12 protein-coding genes are annotated in these 17,674 nt (G+C 73.4%); 5 read left to right on the top strand and 7 right to left on the bottom strand.

Features of this window, described 5'->3' with window-relative positions; all coding sequences use genetic code 11:
* Positions 1–1,863 carry an NHL domain-containing thioredoxin family protein gene (locus AB0O40_RS12130; protein WP_365038823.1) on the top strand — a complete coding sequence of 621 codons (1,863 nt, stop codon included), beginning with the start codon at positions 1–3 and terminating at the stop codon, positions 1,861–1,863.
* A 78-nt stretch (positions 1,864–1,941) separates the two neighbouring features.
* Here AB0O40_RS12130 and AB0O40_RS12125 read toward each other — a convergent pair whose 3' ends face one another.
* The 3 genes from AB0O40_RS12125 to AB0O40_RS12115 form a co-directional block, all read right to left on the bottom strand.
* A complete protein-coding gene (locus AB0O40_RS12125) occupies positions 1,942–3,234 on the bottom strand; it encodes a M18 family aminopeptidase (RefSeq protein ID WP_365038820.1) in 1,293 nt (430 codons plus the stop codon).
* 112 nt (positions 3,235–3,346) lie between these two features.
* Positions 3,347–4,072: a hypothetical protein gene (locus AB0O40_RS12120; protein WP_365038817.1), complete on the bottom strand. Its 726-nt coding sequence runs from the start codon at positions 4,070–4,072 to the stop codon at positions 3,347–3,349.
* 162 nt (positions 4,073–4,234) lie between these two features.
* Positions 4,235–6,061: an acyl-CoA dehydrogenase gene (locus tag AB0O40_RS12115; RefSeq protein WP_365038814.1), complete on the bottom strand. Its 1,827-nt coding sequence runs from the start codon at positions 6,059–6,061 to the stop codon at positions 4,235–4,237.
* Positions 6,062–6,222: 161 nt separating this feature from the next.
* Here AB0O40_RS12115 and AB0O40_RS12110 point away from each other — a divergent pair, with 161 nt between their 5' ends.
* From AB0O40_RS12110 to AB0O40_RS12100, 3 genes are all read left to right on the top strand, one after another.
* Positions 6,223–6,693, top strand: a complete 471-nt coding sequence (locus AB0O40_RS12110) for an SseB family protein (protein ID WP_365038811.1) — start codon at positions 6,223–6,225, stop codon at positions 6,691–6,693.
* A 39-nt stretch (positions 6,694–6,732) separates the two neighbouring features.
* The gene (locus AB0O40_RS12105) at positions 6,733–7,692 is read left to right on the top strand and encodes a winged helix-turn-helix domain-containing protein (RefSeq protein ID WP_365038808.1); all 960 of its coding nucleotides are present in this window, start codon (positions 6,733–6,735) and stop codon (positions 7,690–7,692) included.
* Between the two features lie 220 nt (positions 7,693–7,912).
* Entirely contained in the window at positions 7,913–8,920 is a 1,008-nt protein-coding gene (locus AB0O40_RS12100) for a pirin family protein (RefSeq protein ID WP_365038805.1), read from the top strand.
* A 25-nt stretch (positions 8,921–8,945) separates the two neighbouring features.
* Here the strand turns inward: AB0O40_RS12100 and AB0O40_RS12095 are convergent, their stop codons facing one another.
* Entirely contained in the window at positions 8,946–10,007 is a 1,062-nt protein-coding gene (locus AB0O40_RS12095; protein ID WP_365038802.1) for an AI-2E family transporter, read from the bottom strand.
* 72 nt (positions 10,008–10,079) lie between these two features.
* Positions 10,080–12,242 (bottom strand): SpoIIE family protein phosphatase, encoded by a 2,163-nt coding sequence (locus AB0O40_RS12090; RefSeq protein WP_365038799.1) that lies wholly within the window; start codon positions 12,240–12,242, stop codon positions 10,080–10,082.
* Positions 12,243–12,368: 126 nt separating this feature from the next.
* Between AB0O40_RS12090 and aspS the strand changes: the two genes are divergently transcribed.
* On the top strand, positions 12,369–14,186 hold the full coding sequence (gene aspS, locus AB0O40_RS12085) for an aspartate--tRNA ligase (protein WP_365038796.1): 1,818 nt from the start codon (positions 12,369–12,371) through the stop codon (positions 14,184–14,186).
* 71 nt (positions 14,187–14,257) lie between these two features.
* Here aspS and AB0O40_RS12080 read toward each other — a convergent pair whose 3' ends face one another.
* Both AB0O40_RS12080 and AB0O40_RS12075 read right to left on the bottom strand, forming a co-directional pair.
* Positions 14,258–15,706, bottom strand: coding sequence for a hypothetical protein (locus AB0O40_RS12080; RefSeq protein ID WP_365038793.1), 1,449 nt, complete (start codon positions 15,704–15,706; stop codon positions 14,258–14,260).
* Positions 15,707–15,899: 193 nt separating this feature from the next.
* Positions 15,900–17,447 carry a VWA domain-containing protein gene (locus tag AB0O40_RS12075; protein ID WP_365038791.1) on the bottom strand — a complete coding sequence of 516 codons (1,548 nt, stop codon included), beginning with the start codon at positions 17,445–17,447 and terminating at the stop codon, positions 15,900–15,902.
* Between the last annotated feature and the right edge of the window lie 227 nt (positions 17,448–17,674).

Below are 17,674 nucleotides of genomic sequence, written 5' to 3'. Positions count from 1 at the left end.
ATGAACGATGCTGCTGCGGCGCCCACCCCTGCGCCCGCACCCCGTAAGCGTGCCCGTGTCCGTGCTCCTGAGCTGGTCGGCAAGGGGGGATGGCTGAACACCGGCGGGAAGGAGCTCGCGCTCGCGGACTTCCGCGGGAAGATCGCGATCCTCGACTTCTGGACCTTCTGCTGCATCAACTGCCTGCACGTGCTCGACGAGCTGCGGGAGCTGGAGGAGAAGCACCGGGACACCGTCGTGATCGTCGGCGTGCACTCGCCGAAGTTCGTGCACGAGGCCGAGCACGCGGCCGTGGTGGACGCCGTGGAGCGGTACGGGGTCGAGCACCCGGTCCTGGACGACCCGGAGCTCGCGACCTGGAAGCAGTACGCCGTGCGCGCCTGGCCCACGCTCGTGGTGATCGACCCCGAGGGGTACGTCGTCGCCCAGCACGCCGGCGAGGGCCATGCGCACGCCATCGAGAAGCTGGTCGCCGAGCTGGAGGCCGAGCACGAGGCCAAGGGCACCCTGCGGCGCGGCGACGGCCCGTACGTCGCCCCCGAGCCGGTCGCCGGCGACCTGCGCTTCCCCGGCAAGGCGCTGGTGCTGCCCGGCGGGAACCTGCTCGTCTCCGACACCACCCGGCACCAGCTCGTGGAGCTGGCCCCGGACGGCGAGAGCGTGCTCCGCCGGATCGGCACCGGCAGCCGCGGCTTCGGCGCCGACAGCCTCAACGAGCCGCAGGGCCTGGCCCTGCTGCCGGACGGCCGGGTCGTGGTCGCGGACACCGTGAACCACGCGCTGCGGGTCCTGGACCCGGCCACCGGCGCCCTGGAGACCGTGGCCGGCACCGGCCGCCAGTGGTGGCAGGGCTCGCCCACCAGCGGGCCGGCCCTCGAGGTGGACCTCTCCTCCCCCTGGGACGTGGCCTGGTGGGCGGACCGGGTCTGGATCGCCATGGCCGGCGTCCACCAGCTGTGGTCCTGGGACCCGGCCACCGGCACCGTCCGCGTCGAGGCCGGCACCACCAACGAGGGCCTGGTCGACGGACCGGCCGCCGAGGCGTGGTTCGCGCAGCCCTCCGGGCTGGCCGCGGCCGGCGACCGGCTCTGGATCGCCGACTCCGAGACCAGCGCGCTGCGCTACGTCGAGCGGGACGGCGAGGACGCCGACGCCTTCCGCATCGTGTCGGCCGTCGGCACCGGCCTCTTCGACTTCGGCCACCGCGACGGCGACGCCGCCCAGGCGCTGCTCCAGCACCCCCTGGGCGTCACCGCCCTGCCCGACGGCTCGGTCGCGGTCTGCGACACGTACAACCACGCGCTGCGCCGCTACGACCCGGCCACCGGCCAGGTCAGCACGCTCGCCACCGACCTGCGCGAGCCCAGCGCCGCGGTGCTGGTGGGCGAGGACATCGTGGTCGTCGAGTCCGCCCGGCACCGGCTGACCCGGCTCCGGCTGCCCGAGGAGGCGGTCCGGGTGGAAGGGGTCGCGCACCGCACGCAGCGCGCCGCCACCGAGGTCGCCCCCGGCACCCTCCGGCTGGACGTGGTCTTCCAGGCCCCGGCCGGGCAGAAGCTCGACACCCGCTACGGCCCCTCCACCCGCCTGCTGGTCAGCTCCACCCCGCCGGAGCTGCTGGCGGGCGGCGAGGGCGCCGGCACCGACCTCTTCCGCGACCTGGTGCTCGCGGACGGGGTCACCGAGGGCGTCCTGCACGTCTCGGCGATGGCCGCCTCCTGCGACGACGACCCCGCGAACGAATACCCGGCCTGCCACGTCCACCAGCAGGACTGGGGCGTGCCGGTCACGGTCGCGGCGGGCGGCGCGGCCCGGCTGCCGCTGGTGCTGGCCGGCCTGGACGCCCAGCCGGACCAGGGCTGATCCGCGGCCGGTGACGGACGGACGAAGGCCCCGCCGGGTGGTACCGACGGGGCCTTCTCCGCATCCTGCCTAAGCGGCTCACTCCGCGAGGAACGCCACCAGCGCGTTCGCCAGGTGGAAGGGGTCGTCCGCGCCGCACAGTTCGCGGGCGCTGTGCATGGAGAGGATGGCCACGCCGATGTCCACCGTCTGGATGCCGTGCCGGGCGGCCGTGATCGGGCCGATGGTGGTCCCGCAGGGCATGGAGTTGTTGGAGACGAAGGACTGCCACGGCACCCCGGCGCGCTCGCAGGCCGCCGCGAAGACGGCCCGGCCGCTGCCGTCGGTGGCGTAGCGCTGGTTGACGTTGACCTTCAGGATCGGGCCGCCGTTGGCGCGCGGGTGGTGCGTCGGGTCGTGCCGCTCACCGTAGTTGGGGTGCACGGCGTGGCCGGTGTCGGAGGAGAGGCAGATCGTGCCGGCGAAGGCGCGGGCGCGGTCCTCGTACGAGCCGCCGCGGGCGAAGACTGAACGTTCCAGCACGTTGCCCAGCAGGGGACCGTCGGCGCCGGTGTCCGACTGGGAGCCGTTCTCCTCGTGGTCGAAGGCGGCCAGCACCGGGATGTAGCCGAGCTTCTCCTGCGCGGAGACCGCGGCCAGCGCGGCCGTACCGGCGTGCACCGAGAGGAGGTTGTCCATCCGGGGGCCGGCCAGCAGCTCCCGGTCGCGGCCGAGGTAGGCCGGCGGGTCGATCGAGTGGACCATCAGGTCCCAGCCCGCCACCTCGCCCTGCGGCAGGCCCTCTTCCTCCTCCAGGAAGGCGATCAGATCGCCCTCCTGGACGTCGCCCAGGCCCCAGATCGGCTGCATGTGGCGCTGCTTGTCGAGCTTGAGGCCGTCGGTGTTGACCGAGCGGTCCAGGTGCACGGCCAGCTGCGGGACCCGCAGCAGCGCGCGGTCGACGTTGACCAGCCGGTGGCTGCCGTCGCGCAGGGTCAGCCGGCCCGCCAGGCCCAGGTCCCGGTCCAGCCAGGTGTTGAGCAGGGTGCCGCCGTAGATCTCCACGGCCACCTGGCGCCAGCCCTGGGAGCCGGTGTCCGGCAGCGGCTTCACGCGGAGGTTGGGCGAGTCGGTGTGCGCCCCCACGATGCGGAAGGGGGTGTGGGCCGCAGCGCCCTCCGGGACGTACCAGGCGATGATCGCGCCCCCGCGGAGCACGAACTTGCCGCCGGCACCCGCGTCCCAGGCGTCCGTCTCCGACAGCTGCCTGAAGCCGGCCTTCTCCAGCCGCTCGGCGGCGTTCGCCACGGCGTGGTACGGCGACGGGCTCGCCGCCAGAAAGGTCATCAGGTCGTCGGTGTGGCCGCGGTCGAAGCGGGCGGGAGAGCTCATGTGGTTCACCTTAACGACGGTCGTGTTCGCCATGTTCGGACTGCGGCGGGTAGCCGAAGAGGCGGGTGCAGTGCACGCCGCCTCATGGTGCGGGGCGGCGCACGGCCCGGACTCAGCCCGTCGGACGGTCGAAGCGCCGCTGCAGCTGTCGCCGTTCGCCCCGGCGGATGCGCGGCAGCATCTCCGGGGTGCCGGGCGAGCGCTGGGAGCGGCGCTTGCGTCCGGCGCAGAAGATACAGGCCTCACCTGGGGGCGCGTCGGGATCGACGGGGGCGCCCGGGTGCTCGGTGCACCCCGACGCGCCCCGCGGCCGGGACAGCTCCCGGGCCACGATGAACGCGCGGTGGACGTCGTCCGCCAGCCGGACGAAGTCCGCGTCGGGCGAGGAGAGGTTCAGGTGGAAGCGCTGTTCCTCGACGGTGCGCAGCAGGTCCCGCAGGCCCTGGAGGGTGTAGGGCGGGTCGGGGACCGGATAGCCGAGCCGGGGCTGCTCCCCGGCGGGCCGGGGCGCGCCGCCCTGGCCGCGCCGGCCCAGGCGCCGGCGGTCGTTGCAGATCAGGCAGCGGCCCCAGCCCTCGGGCGCCTCCGGGTCCAGCGCGCCGTTGGGGTGCTCGGGGCAGCCGGTGTAGGAGCGGGCGGGGGCCAGCCCGGCGGCGGTCTGGAAGGCCGCGTGCAGGGCGTCGGCGACGGGTTCGTACTCGGCCGGGTGGGCCGTCTCGTACAGCTCCCGGGCCTGGTCGCCGAGGGCGCCCAGGGCCGCCTGCAGCTCCTTGAGGGCGTACGGCCGCCCGGTCGGGACGGAGTACCCCCTGCTGCCCGGCTGCTCGTGTGGACTCATACGTACGAGCCTGCCACGGACCGCTGACAACGGACCAGCGGCGCCGGGCGGGCCGCGCACCGGATACCGACGAAGGGCGTGCGGTCCGCGATCCCGCGGCCCCGCACGCCCCTCACCGACTGATCGGTGCGGCCGCCTGCCCGGCGGCCCGGAAGGCCGGCCTTAGAAGGCGGCCTCGTCGAGCTCCATCAGGGTGTTGTCGACGGCCTCGGCCAGCTTGCGCTGGACCGAGACGCCCGGCAGGACCTGGCCGGCGAAGAACTTCGCGGCCGCGATCTTGCCCTGGTAGAAGGCCTTGTCCTTGGCGGACGCGGTGGCGAGCTTGGCGGCGGCCACGGCCGCGCCGCGCAGCAGCAGGTAGCCGACCACGACGTCGCCGGAGGCCATCAGCAGGCGGGTGGTGTTCTGGCCGACCTTGTAGATGTTCTTGACGTCCTCGCCGGTGGCGGTGAGGTCGGTGATCATCTGGCCGACGATCGCCTCGAGGTCCACGGCGGCCTGGGCCAGCGCGTCGCGGGCCGGGGCCAGCTCCTCGCCGCCCTCGCCCTCCGCGAGGAACTTCTTGATCGTCTCGGAGAGCAGGTTCAGGGACGCGCCCTGGTCGCGGACGATCTTCCGGAAGAAGAAGTCCTGGCCCTGGATGGCCGTGGTGCCCTCGTAGAGGGTGTCGATCTTGGCGTCCCGGATGTACTGCTCGATCGGGTACTCCTGCAGGTAGCCGGAGCCGCCGAAGGTCTGGAGCGACTGGGCCAGCTGCTCGTAGGACTTCTCGGAGCCGTAGCCCTTGACGATCGGCAGGAGCAGGTCGTTCAGGCCGACGGCGGCGGAGGCGTCCTCGCCGGCCGCCTGCTTCAGGGCGATCTCGTCCTGGACCGAGGCGGTGTAGAGCACCAGGGCGCGCATGCCCTCGGCGTAGGCCTTCTGCGTCATCAGCGAGCGGCGGACGTCGGGGTGGTGCGTGATGGTGACCTTGGGCGCGGCCTTGTCCATGAACTCGGCCAGGTCCGGACCCTGCACGCGCTCCTTGGCGTACTCGAGGGCGTTGAGGTAGCCGGTCGAGAGGGTCGCGATGGCCTTCGTGCCGACCATCATGCGAGCGAACTCGATGATCATGAACATCTGGCGGATGCCGTCGTGCTTGTCGCCGATCAGCCAGCCCTTGGCGGGGTGCTGGTCGCCGAAGGTCATCTCGCAGGTGTTGGAGGCCTTGAGGCCCATCTTGTGCTCGACGTTGGTCGCGTAGACGCCGTTGCGCTCGCCCAGCTCGCCGGTCTCCCAGTCGAAGTGGAACTTCGGGACCAGGAAGAGGGACAGGCCCTTGGTGCCGGGGCCGTGGCCCTCGGGGCGGGCGAGGACGTAGTGGAGGATGTTCTCCTCCATGTCGTGCTCACCGGACGTGATGAAGCGCTTGACGCCCTCGATGTGCCAGGAGCCGTCGGCCTGCTGCACGGCCTTGGTGCGGCCGGCGCCGACGTCCGAGCCCGCGTCGGGCTCGGTGAGGACCATGGTGGAGCCCCAGCGCTTCTCGACCGCGATCTGGGCGATCTTCTTCTGCGCCTCGTTGCCCTCCTCGTGGAGGATGCCGGCGAAGGCCGGGCCCGAGGAGTACATCCACACGGCCGGGTTCGAGCCCAGCAGCAGCTCGGCGTACGCCCAGATCAGGGAGCGCGGGGAGGTGGTGCCGCCGATCTCCTCCGGCAGGCCCAGGCGCCAGTACTCCGAGTCCATGAAGGCCTCGTAGCTCTTCTTGAAGGAGGCCGGGACCGGGGCGGTGTTGGTCGCCGGGTCGAAGACGGGCGGGTTGCGGTCGGCGTCCTCGAAGGAGGCGGCGAGTTCGTTCTCCGCGAGGCGGGCGATCTCGCTCAGGACGTCCTTGGCGGTCTTGGTGTCCATCTCCGCGAACGGGCCGGTGCCGTACAGCTTGTCGCGGCCGAGCACCTCGAAGAGGTTGAACTCGATGTCGCGGAGATTCGACTTGTAGTGGCCCATTGCGACGGCTCCGTAAGGCTCGGGGAGGCAGGATTCGAACTCGTACCAATCAGTAACGTCATGATGCTACCCGCGGGTAATAAGAAGCAACCCTTCCTCGACGACTGTGACCAGAGTCAATCGAGTCCTGCCTGAGTGCACCTCTCGGTACTCTTGCGCCCATGTACGGCTACGACCAGAACGTGCCGCCGCAGCAGCAGTACGCGGCCCCGCAGCCCCCGCCGCAGCAGATGGCCGGGGGCTACGCCGAACAGCCGCTCTACCCCGAGCCGTCCCCGCCGTCGCTCTCCGACGCGGTGCGGGCCTTCACCACCGGGCAGCTGGCCGCCGAGGACTTCCAGCAGATCTTCGCGACGTCCAAGGTCTACTGCCCCCGCGGGGAGAACCCGGGCTTCCTGGCGCTGCACAACACCCAGCAGCCGGTGATCCCGATGTTCACCACGCTCAAGGAGCTGCGCCGGTACGCCGGCAAGGAGTCCAAGTACTTCGTGATCACCGGCGCCGAGGTGATCGACCTGCTCCCCACCGGCTACGGCTTCGTCCTCGACATGGAGGGCGACCACCGGATGGTGTTCGACGCCAAGGCCGTGGAGCAGATGGTCGACTTCGCGATGCGGCGGATGTACGGCTGACCGAGGGGCCGGCCACCGGGCCGGGGACGGGGGGACGGCGTGCTTCGGGTGCACTTCGGTGCGGAGGACCTGCTCGGCGTCACCTTCGCCGCCGAGCCCTATCCGCTGATGGAGCTGGCCATGGCGCTGGTCGCCTGGCAGCGCACCGACGAGTCGGCGGTCTTCGGCCGCTTCCGGGCCCGGCTCGGGCGCGAGCTGCCGGCCCGGGTCCGCCCGCTGCTGGACCTGCTCCGTCCGGACGGTGACAACCCCTCCTTCGTCGAGCCGCTGGTCGGCGGCCTCGACGAGGCCGTCGAGGCGGTCCGGGCGTCAGCCGGCCGGCTGACCGGCCCCGAGCTGCTGCGCACCGCCGCCCGGGCGCCCGGGACGGACTCCTGGCTGCGGGCGCTGTGGCGGCGGGACCCGGACGCCTGGGACGTGCTGGAGGCGGCGCTGCGGGCCGGGTATGAGAGCGCGGTCGCGCCCCACTGGCCGCGGATCCGGCAGTCCTTCCACGCCGACGTGGCCTGGCGGACCCGGCTGATGGCCGCCCACGGCATCCGCGCCGCGCTGGCCAGCACCCACCCGGCCGCCCGCTGGAGCGGCACGGTCTTCGAGGTGGGGCTGCCCCCGGACTACGAGGTCGACCTCGGCGGCCGGGGCCTGCTGCTGATGCCGTCCGCGCTGTGGACCGGCCGGCCGCTGCTGGCGGCCCTGCCGGACGGCGTGAACCTCCTGCTCTACCCCGCGATGACCCCCCTGCCGCTGCTCGGGGACGCGCCGGCGGACCACGCGCTGGACGCCCTGCTGGGCCGGACCCGGGCGGCCGTCCTCCAGCGGCTGACCGAGCAGCGCACCACCAGCGAACTCGCCCGCGACCTGGACATCAGCCTGCCCTCGGTCTCCGAGCACACCCGCACGCTGCGCGCGGCCGGGCTGATCACCACCGTCCGGGACGGCAAGGCCGTCCTGCACTCGGCCACCGGTCTGGGCGTCGACCTCCTCCACAGCGGCGCCTGAGCCCTCGGGCCGCGAGGTTTCGGCCCACCCCGAAACCATCGCCGCCGCCCCCGGCCGCCGCGCAGTATCGGTTCCGCGGGGGAAGCAACGGGGGACCCCGCAGCAGCAGGTGAACGGGGGTCGGACCCCCGGGAGGAATACCTCCCGGGGGTCTTCCGTTTGCGGGTGTGGCAGAAAGTTCGAGTTTCAACTAAACTCGGAGCGAGAAGGAGGCCCGACCATGCCTGCAGTGACTGTTGAGAACCCGTTGACGCTTCCCCGGGTCGCCGAGCCGGTCCAGGAGACGGCCGCGCGGCGCGTGCTGGCCGTGACGACCGCGCCCGGTGGCTTCGAGGGCGAGGGATTCCCGGTGCGCCGCGCGTTCGCCGGGATCAACTACCAGTACCTCGACCCGTTCATTATGATGGACCAGATGGGTGAGGTGGAGTACGCCCCGGGCGAGCCCAAGGGCACCCCCTGGCACCCGCACCGCGGCTTCGAGACCGTGACCTACCTGATCGACGGCACCTTCGTCCACCAGGACAGCAACGGCGGCGGCGGGGTCATCAACGGCGGCGACACCCAGTGGATGACCGCCGGCGCCGGCCTGCTGCACATCGAGGCCCCGCCGGAGTCCCTGGTCATGACCGGCGGGCTCTTCCACGGCCTCCAGCTGTGGGTCAACCTCCCGGCCTCCGACAAGATGATGCCCCCGCGCTACCAGGACATCGGCGGCGGCCAGGTGCAGCTGCTGTCCACCCCGGACGGCGGCGGCCTGCTCCGGGTCATCGCGGGCGAGCTCGACGGCCACCAGGGCCCGGGCATCACCCACACGCCGATCACGATGATCCACGCGACCGTCACCCCCGGCGCGCAGATCACCCTGCCCTGGCGCGAGGACTTCAACGCCCTGGCGTACGTGCTCGCCGGCCGCGGCACCGTCGGCACCGAGCGGCGGCCCATCGAGACCGGGCAGACCGCGGTCTTCGGCGAGGGCGGCTCGCTCACCCTGCGCGCCGACGCCACGCAGGACTCGAACACCCCCGCCCTCGAGGTGGTGCTGCTCGGCGGCCGGCCGATCCGGGAGCCGATGGCCCACTACGGCCCGTTCGTCATGAACAGCCGCGCCGAACTCCAGCAGGCCTTCGACGACTTCCAGGCCGGCCGGCTCGGCACCATCCCGACCACCGCCCGCACCGGCCTCGGCCACCGCGGCACCGGCCGGGTGGACGAGGAGGAGCAGGCGTAAGGCCGCCCGCCGGAGCGCCGGTCCCTCACTCGGGGGCCGGCGCTCCGGCGTCCGGGGCGGCGTACCGGCCCCGCAGCTCGGACAGCACGCCGAAGCCCGCGGCGGTCAGCGGGACCGCCAGCAGCATCCCGAGGATGCCGGCCACCCCGGCCCCCGCGGTGATGGCCAGCATGACCACCGCCGGGTGCATCTGGACGGTCCGGCTCTGGATCACCGGCTGGAGCACGTGGCCCTCCAGCACCTGCACGGCCAGCACCACGCCCAGCGCCCACAGCCCGATCAGCCAGCCGCGGTCCGCGAAGGCCACCAGCACCGCCACCGCGCCGGAGATGAAGGCCCCCAGGTAGGGGATGTACGCGCCGACGAAGACCAGCGCGCCCAGCCCCACCGCCCCCGGTACCCGCAGCACCAGCAGGCCGACCGTGATGCAGAGCGCGTCGATCAGCGCGATGAAGGTCGTGCCGCGCATGAAGCCCTCCACGGCCTCGAAGGCCCGCCGGGCCATCGCCTCGGCCGGCTCCCCGGCGCCGCGCGGGGCCAGCGCGCGCAGGGTGCCGGCGGCCCGGTCGGAGTCCCGCAGGAAGAAGAAGACCAGGAACATCGCGAGCACCGCGGTGGCGATCACCTCGCCCACCACGCTGATCCCGGTGATCACCCCGGAGGCGGCGGTGCCGCCGAACTTGGACAGCAGCTCCTTGGCGTTGGCGGCCAGGTCCTCCAGGGAGGTGCCGGCCGCCCCGAAGTGCTCCGCGATCCCCGCGCCCGCCTCCTTGAGGCTCGCCACGATCTGGTCGCCGGTCTCGATCAGCGCCGCGACCACCACGTACCCCGCCCCGCCGACCACCGCGACCACCGCGAGGCAGGTGAGCGCGGCCGCCAGCGAGCGGTTCACCCGCATCCGCAGCAGCCGGCCGTGCAGCGGCCGCAGCAGCGCGGTGCCGAGCAGGGCCAGCAGCACCGGGGTGACCGCGGTCTGGAAGAGGGTGCACAGCCAGATCAGCACCGAGACCACGCCGCTGACGAGCAGGAAGACGATGCACCAGGCGGCCAGCCGGCGGACCGGTTCGGGGAGGAGCGCGCTCAACATGGGCCCATCCAATCACCGACGGACCGTCAGCAACCGGACGGAACCGGGGTGAACCACCCGCCCAGGGACCCCTCAGGCGGAGTCCGGCTTCGTCCGCTCGTACAGCTCGAACCAGATGGACTTGCCCTCGCCCCGCGGGTCCACGCCCCAGGTGTCGGCGAGCATCTCCATCAGGAGGACCCCGCGGCCGCTGCTGGCCATCTCGCCCGGCTGGCGCTTGTGGGGCAGCTCGTCGCTGCCGTCCGCGACCTCCACCCGCAGCCGCCGGGCCCCCGGGTCCCCGCTGATCTCCGCGATCAGCACCGCGTCGCCGTCCGTGTGCATCAGGACGTTGGTGACCATCTCGGAGACCATCAGCACACCGGCGTCCACCTGCTCGTCGTCGGCCCAGTCGTGCAGCAGCTCCCGCACCTGGCGGCGGGCCCCGGCGATCCGCTCCGGTTCGGCCTGGGCGACGGTCAGCATGGTCCGCCGGACCGGCCGGACCAGGTGCTCGCCCGGGCTGCCGCAGCCGCAGCCGGGGCCCTCCCGGCAGAGCAGCACCAGCGCGATGTCGTCCTCGCGGCGGTCGGCCAGCGGGCCGGTGGTGTGGTGCGAGGAGGGTCCGTGCACCGCCGAGACCAGCGCGTCGGCCAGCTTCTCCAGGCCCCCGGCCCCCTCGGCCTCCTGGAGGTCCGCCTCCAGCACCGAGCGGAGCCGGGCCCAGCCGGTGTCCAGGTCGTGCCCGCCGGTCTCGATCAGCCCGTCGGTGCAGAGCATCAGGGTCTCGCCGCGCTCCAGGGCGAAGCGGGTGGTCGGGTAGTCGGTGTCCGGGACGATGCCCAGCGGCAGCCCGCCGGCCGTCGGGCGCATCAGGACGGTCCCGTCGGCCATCAGGATCACCGGGTCGGGGTGCCCGGCCCGGGCCACCTCCAGCATCCCGGTCTCCGGGTCGCACTCCACGTACAGGCAGGTCGCGAAGCGCGGACTGCGGAAGTCCACGTCGTCGTACGGCTCCGCGCCCGCCTCCGAGGACGTGTGCAGCCCCGCCAGGAAGCGGGAGGCCCGGGAGAGCACGGCGTCCGGCCGGTGCCCCTCCGAGGCGTACGCGCGGACCGCGATCCGCAGCTGGCCCATCAGCCCCGCGGCGCGCACGTCGTGCCCCTGGACGTCGCCGATGACCAGCGCGAAGCGGCCCGAGGGCAGCGGGATCATGTCGTACCAGTCGCCGCCGACCTGGAGCCCGCCGCCGGTGGGCACGTACCGGGCGGCCACCGTCATGCCCGGGATGCCGTCGCCCAGGGAGGGCATCATCGAGCGCTGCAGCCCGGTGGTGAGCTCCTTCTCGGACTCGGCCACCCCGGCCCGCTGGAGGGCCTGGGCCAGCATCCGGGCCACCGTGGTCAGCACCGAGCGCTCGTCGGGGGTGAAGGTCACCGGGTGCTTGAAGGCGGCCATCCAGGCGCCCATGGTCCGGCCGGCGACGATCAGCGGCAGGAAGGCCCAGGAGATCCGGCCGAACCGCTGGGCCAGCGGCCAGGTCGCGGGGAAGCGCCGCTTGTACTCGTCGGGGGTCGGCAGGTAGATCGCCCGGCCGGTGCGGACCACCTCGGCGGCCGGGTAGTCGGTGTCCAGCCGCATGTCGCTGAAGGGGGCGTCGTCCCCCGGGCCGTGGCCGTGGTGCCCGATGATCGACAGCCGGTCGCCGGCCACGCCGAAGACGGCCAGCCCGTCCGGGCTGAAGCCGGGCATCGACAGCGAGGCGGCCACCCGCAGCACCTCGGCCGTGGACCGGGCCTCGGCCAGCGCCCGCCCGGCGTCCAGCAGGAAGGCCTCCCGGGAGCGCCGCCAGTCGCCGGTGATGGGCGTGTGGGCGGCGGTGGTGCCGGGCTGCGGCTCGGCGATCTCCTGGATGGTGCCGATCAGCTGGTAGTCCTGGTTGCCCGCCGGGCCGAGCGAGAGGACCGGCTTGGAGCGGCTGCGGACGGTGCGCAGCACCCGGCCGTCCACGTCCATGATCCGCAGCCGGGCCTCGGCCAGGGTGCCCTCGGCCACGGCGAGGTTCACGATGCCGTTGATCTCGTTCCAGTCCACCGGGTGGAAGCGGGCCCGGGCGGCCGCCTCGGGCAGCTCCACGGCCTCCGCGGGCAGCCCGAGCAGCCGGGCGGCCTCGCTGTCGAGGGTGACCGTCCCGGAGGCGTTGTCCCAGCGCCACAGGCCGGTCGCGATCGCGGCCAGGACGTCCTCGGTGCGCATTACCTCATATTTACAGGTCATAGTGGCGCCGCGCCCGTTACGACGGCCCGGGTACCCTTGGGAGGGTTGAATCACACCCTGCTATCGCGTCGGAACGACGCGCTGTCGCGAAGAACTGGATGAACGATGCATCGGTACAGGTCCCACACCTGCGGCGAGCTCCGCGCCTCTGACGTCGGCTCCGACGTCCGGCTGAGCGGCTGGCTGCACAACCGTCGAGACCTGGGCGGCATCCTCTTCATCGATCTGCGCGACCACTACGGCATCACGCAGCTGGTGGCCCGCCCCGGCACCGCCGCCGCCGAGGTCCTGGACAAGCTCTCCAAGGAGACCACCGTCCGCATCGACGGCAAGGTCGTCTCCCGCGGCGCCGAGAACATCAACCCCGACCTCGCCACCGGCGAGATCGAGATCGAGGCCGCCGAGGTCGAGGTGCTGGGCGCCGCCGCCCCGCTGCCCTTCACGATCAACACCGACGACGGTGTCAACGAGGAGCGCCGCCTCGAGTACCGCTTCCTCGACCTGCGCCGCGAGCGCATGCACCGCAACATCATGCTGCGGTCCGCCGTCATCGGCGCCATCCGCCACAAGATGGTGTCCCTCGGCTTCAACGAGATGGCGACCCCGATCCTGACCGCGACCTCCCCCGAGGGCGCGCGCGACTTCGTGGTCCCCTCCCGCCTGAACCCGGGCAAGTTCTACGCCCTGCCGCAGGCCCCGCAGCAGTTCAAGCAGCTGCTGATGATCTCGGGCTTCGACCGCTACTTCCAGATCGCGCCCTGCTTCCGCGACGAGGACGCCCGCGCCGACCGCTCGCCGGGCGAGTTCTACCAGCTCGACGTCGAGATGTCCTTCGTCGAGCAGGAGGACGTCTTCCAGCCGATCGAGAAGCTCATGACCGAGCTCTTCCAGGAGTTCGGCGGCGGCCGTCCGGTCAGCTCCCCCTTCCCGCGGATCCCGTTCCGCGAGTCGATGCTCAAGTACGGCAACGACAAGCCCGACCTGCGCACCGCGCTGGAGCTCGTCGACATCTCCGACGTCTTCGAGAACAGCGAGTTCAAGGCCTTCGCGGGCAAGCACGTGCGCGCCCTGGCCGTGCCGGACACCGGTGACCAGCCGCGCAAGTTCTTCGACGGCCTGGGCGACTTCGCGGTCTCCCTGGGCGCCAAGGGCCTGGCCTGGGTCCGCGTCGGCGAGGAGCTGGCCCTGACCGGCCCGATCGCCAAGTTCCTCACCGAGGAGAACGTCAAGGTCCTCGCCGACCGCCTGGGCCTCAAGCCCGGCCACGCCGTCTTCTTCGGCGCCGGCGAGTTCGACGAGGTCTCCAAGATCATGGGCCCGGTCCGCGTCGAGGCCGCGAAGCGCGCCGGCCAGTTCGAGGAAGGCGTCTTCCGCTTCGCCTGGATCGTCGACTTCCCGATGTACGAGAAGGACGAGGAGACCGGCAAGATCGACTTCTCGCACAACCCCTTCTCGATGCCGCAGGGCGGCCTCGAGGCCCTGGAGACCCAGGACCCGCTGGACGTCCTCGGCTGGCAGTACGACATCGTCTGCAACGGCATCGAGCTGTCCTCCGGCGCCATCCGCAACCACCAGCCCGACATCATGTTCAAGGCCTTCGAGATCGCCGGCTACAGCCGCGAGACCGTCGAGACCGAGTTCGCCGGCATGCTGCGCGCCTTCCAGTTCGGCGCCCCGCCGCACGGCGGCATCGCCCCGGGCGTGGACCGCATCGTGATGCTGCTGGCCGACGAGCCCAACATCCGCGAGACCATCGCCTTCCCGCTCAACGGCAACGCCCAGGACCTCATGATGGGCGCGCCGACGGAGCTGGAGGAGGTCCGCCTGCGCGAGCTGAACATCGCCCTGCGCAAGCCGGTCGAGAAGAAGGAGACCGGCGACCGCCCGGTCGCCGACGCCGTCCACCCGGACGCCGCCCGCTAGGTCCGGCACCGGTCACGACGGGAAGGGCCCCGGATCCTTGTGGATCCGGGGCCCTTCCCGTCGTGAGAGGCCTAGGAGCGGCCGGTGCGGCCGGCGACCGCCGGCACCGGGACGCTGCCGGCCGCCCACAGGGTGCCCGCGTCGGGGGTGTCCTGGCGGGACCACACGGCCAGCGCCCGGCCGCCCGGGCCGGCCACGACCTCGGCGTCGAGTCCGGGGCCCGCCGCGGCCCTCATGGGGGCCACGGTCCACCGGCCGCCGGCCGGCCGGACGGCCTGCACCAGCTCCTGGGCCGGGAAGGTCCGGCGCTCGGTCCACAGCACCCTCGCGGTGCCGTCGGGGCCGGTGGAGACGTCGTACCCGGCGATCGAGGGTCCCGACGAGAGGGCTTCGACGGGCGACCAGCGGTCGGCGGCCCGCGGCAGCGCGGCGGTCAGCAGGCGGCTCTGACCGTCCGTCCACAGCAGGGTGACGGTCCCGGCGCGGTCGAGCTGCGGCCGGGCCGGCCGCCCGGCCAGCCCCTCGGGCTCCGCGGTCCTGCGGACCACCGGCCAGCCGGCCGCCGCGTCCGCGGTGGTGGCGACGTGCACCGGCCCGTGGCCCATGTGGTCGGGGGAGCCGTCCTGCCAGACCAGGGCCAGCGACCCGGCGGCGGGGCCCTCGGCGAGCACGGCGGGGGCGCGGCCGTAGCCGCGGAACCGGAGCGCCGGGGCGGACCAGGTGCGGGAGCCGGCCCGGCGGGTGACCGTCAGGACCCGGCTGCTCTCCTCGCTGTCGGCCTGGGTGTAGGCGATGACGGTGGTGCCGCGCCGGTCCACGGCCACCTGGGCGGTGCCGTACAGACCGGTGTAGGAGTTGACCGGGCGGCTCACGGTCACGGCCGCGGACCAGCGGCCGGACGCCGGGCGGGTGGCCGTGCGGACCTCCTTCGGGGCCGCGTACGACTCCGGGCGCCCGTCGCCCCAGGCGGCCGTGACGGTGCCGTCGGCGGCCGCCGCCAGCCCCGGCCGGGACAGCTTGTGTCCGGCGCGCGCGGTCGCCACCGGCACCGCGGCCGACCAGCTGCCGCCCGCGAGCGAGGCGCTGACCAGCCGGGTCGCGGTGTAGCCGCCGCCGGGTGCGTCCGTCCAGAGGGCGGTGGCCCCGGCGCCGACGGCCACCAGCTTCACTTCGTGGATCTGCGCGGCGCCGAGCCGCCTGGGCGCGCCCCAGGCGGTGGCACCGGGCCGGCGGACGGCCGCGTAGAGCGCGTCGGCCCCGGCCGCCGCGGGGCGTTGGGTCCAGAGCGCCACGGCCGTGCCGTCGGCGGTGAGCACCAGCTCCCGCACGTCGCGGACGGCGGTCCGGGTGGTCACCTTGGCCGGCTCGGCCCAGGCCTGCGGCACGGTGACGGCCGCCGTGGTCCGGGCGTGGGCCGTGGCCGTCCCGGCGGCGAGCAGCGGCACCGCCGCCGCGACGGCGGCCAGCGCCAGGCCCGAGGCGAGCGTGCGCAGGCCTCCGGCGGTGGAGTGATGGGACATGTTCCCCCCGTTACGTTCATGGATCTACGCACGGGGTGACCCCGCTCCGGGGCACAAGGTTGTACGGACCGTCAGGAACGGTGCGGGACGGGGCGGATCAGGGGGACGGGGGAGGGGCGGCGGGATGGCCCGCCCCGCCCCCGTACCGGGGTTCCGGTTCCGGTCCGGAGCCGGTCGGCTCCGGCGCTGCCGGTCAGCGGAGGAAGTCGCCGAGGATGCCCTTGACCAGGGCGGACGAGGCCAGTTCGGTGGGGGCCGGGCCCGCGTGGAAGAAGCCGGCGTTGTCGGCGTCCAGCTTCCGGAGGAAGTCGAAGGCCTTGTTGTCCTCGTCGCCGAAGGCCACGAACTGCCAGTGGACGTGCTTGGCGGCGTCGGCCGCGGTGGCCAGGGCCTGCCGGGCCGGCTGCTTGGCGTCCGGGGCGCCGTCGGTCTGGAAGACCACCAGCACGGGGGTGCCGGCGTCGGGGCCGGCCGCCACGTGCTCCAGCACCTGCTCGATCGCGCGGTGGTAGCTGGTGCGGCCCATGTGGCCGAGGGCCGCGTGGGTCTCGGCGACGGTGGCGTGGGTGGCGGGGGTCAGGTCCGCGGTGCCGTCGATGTCCGTGGAGAAGAAGACCGTGTGCACGGTCGCGGACTCGTCCAGGTGCGCGGCCAGCGCCACGGCGTGGTCGGCGAGGTACTGGGCGCTGCCGTCCTTGTAGAACGGACGCATCGAACCGGACCGGTCCAGCACCAGGTACACCCTGGCGCGGGCACCGGCAGCAGCCCGCCCGCGCAGCACGCTCCCCGCAGCCTTGTACGCATCCGCGAGCCCGGGCGCGACCCCCCGCACCTGCGCGAGCGTCAACGCGGGCCCGCCCTCGACGACCGCCTCCGCAGCCGGCTCGGCCTCGGCGACGACCGGCTCCGCCACGACGACCGCCTCGGCAGCCGCGGCAACGGGCTCGGGCTCGACGACGGCCTCGGCCTCCGGCTCGGCGGCCGCGGCGACGGGCTCGGGCTCAACGACCTCGTCCGCCGCCTCGGCGGCCGCGGCGACGGGCTCGGCCTCGGTGGCGACCTCGACCTCCGCTGCGACGGTCTCGACCTCGGCAACGGGCTCGACGACCGGCTCTTCGGCCGCGACGGTCTCGCTCTCGGCCGCCACGGCCTCGGCGTCCTCGGCGACGACGACATCACCTTCGGCGGCGGCGGGGGCAAATCCAGCCTCGCCGGCGTTTGAGGCGCGGGGGTGTGGGGGCAGCGCCCCCACGAGCTCCGGCCCGGCCTCCGCAACCGGCTCCACCTCGACGGCCTCCGGCTCGGCGACGGCCTCGACGACCGCGGCAACGGGCTCGGGCTCGACCACGGGCTCGGCGGGCTCCGAGGCGGCGGGCTCCGCAGGGGCCGGCTCCGCAGGGGCCGGCTCCGCGGCGGAGGCCGGCTCCGGCACCGCCTCCCGCCGGGCCTCCGGCACCGTCGCATCCGGCACCGGCGCCACGTCCACGCTCTGCCGAGGCGCGTCCGCGCCGCCGACAAGCGCCGGCTCCGGCTCGCGCGGCGCGGACTGCGGCGGCACGGTCGGGTTGTCGAAGGAGGCCGCGACCAGCTCCGCCGCCGCGTCCAGCGCCGTCTTGTCCGAGCCGGGCGACTGCGCCGGGACCATCGGCTCGGACCGCTCCGACTGCCCGGTACCCGAGGTGGCGTCGGACTCCGCACGCTCGCGGCCGAACACCTTGCGCAACAAACTCCGAATACCCATGGGCGAGGCCTTTCGCATGAGCTGGGGGTGCGATGTTTGTCCGTCCTGCGGGGTAATCGGCGAAAGATCCCTGACCAGAGTGGACACGTAAGGTTATCGGGAGCGCCCCCTGGAACAAGGGAGGGGAGGCCGTACGCGGCCGTCCCGTGACCTGCGCAAGGTCCGCGCGGGTGAACTCCCGCCCCTTCGTGCCGGATTCACCCTTCGTTCACGCGCCGTCCGCCGCC

The organism is Streptomyces sp. NPDC089919 (assembly GCF_040684615.1).
Lineage (GTDB): Bacteria > Actinomycetota > Actinomycetes > Streptomycetales > Streptomycetaceae > Streptomyces.
This window is presented reverse-complemented; position numbering and strand designations above follow the sequence as displayed.

Coding starts and splice junctions, on each gene's coding strand:
- AB0O40_RS12110 (WP_365038811.1), top strand. CDS start 6,223: ATGTACGGCTACGACCAGAACGTGCCGCCGCAGCAGCAGTACGCGGCC.
- AB0O40_RS12130 (WP_365038823.1), top strand. CDS start 1: ATGAACGATGCTGCTGCGGCGCCCACCCCTGCGCCCGCACCCCGTAAG.
- AB0O40_RS12115 (WP_365038814.1), bottom strand. CDS start 6,061: ATGGGCCACTACAAGTCGAATCTCCGCGACATCGAGTTCAACCTCTTC.
- AB0O40_RS12120 (WP_365038817.1), bottom strand. CDS start 4,072: ATGAGTCCACACGAGCAGCCGGGCAGCAGGGGGTACTCCGTCCCGACC.
- AB0O40_RS12090 (WP_365038799.1), bottom strand. CDS start 12,242: ATGCGCACCGAGGACGTCCTGGCCGCGATCGCGACCGGCCTGTGGCGC.
- AB0O40_RS12075 (WP_365038791.1), bottom strand. CDS start 17,447: ATGGGTATTCGGAGTTTGTTGCGCAAGGTGTTCGGCCGCGAGCGTGCG.
- AB0O40_RS12125 (WP_365038820.1), bottom strand. CDS start 3,234: ATGAGCTCTCCCGCCCGCTTCGACCGCGGCCACACCGACGACCTGATG.
- AB0O40_RS12095 (WP_365038802.1), bottom strand. CDS start 10,007: ATGTTGAGCGCGCTCCTCCCCGAACCGGTCCGCCGGCTGGCCGCCTGG.
- AB0O40_RS12080 (WP_365038793.1), bottom strand. CDS start 15,706: ATGTCCCATCACTCCACCGCCGGAGGCCTGCGCACGCTCGCCTCGGGC.
- aspS (WP_365038796.1), top strand. CDS start 12,369: ATGCATCGGTACAGGTCCCACACCTGCGGCGAGCTCCGCGCCTCTGAC.
- AB0O40_RS12100 (WP_365038805.1), top strand. CDS start 7,913: ATGCCTGCAGTGACTGTTGAGAACCCGTTGACGCTTCCCCGGGTCGCC.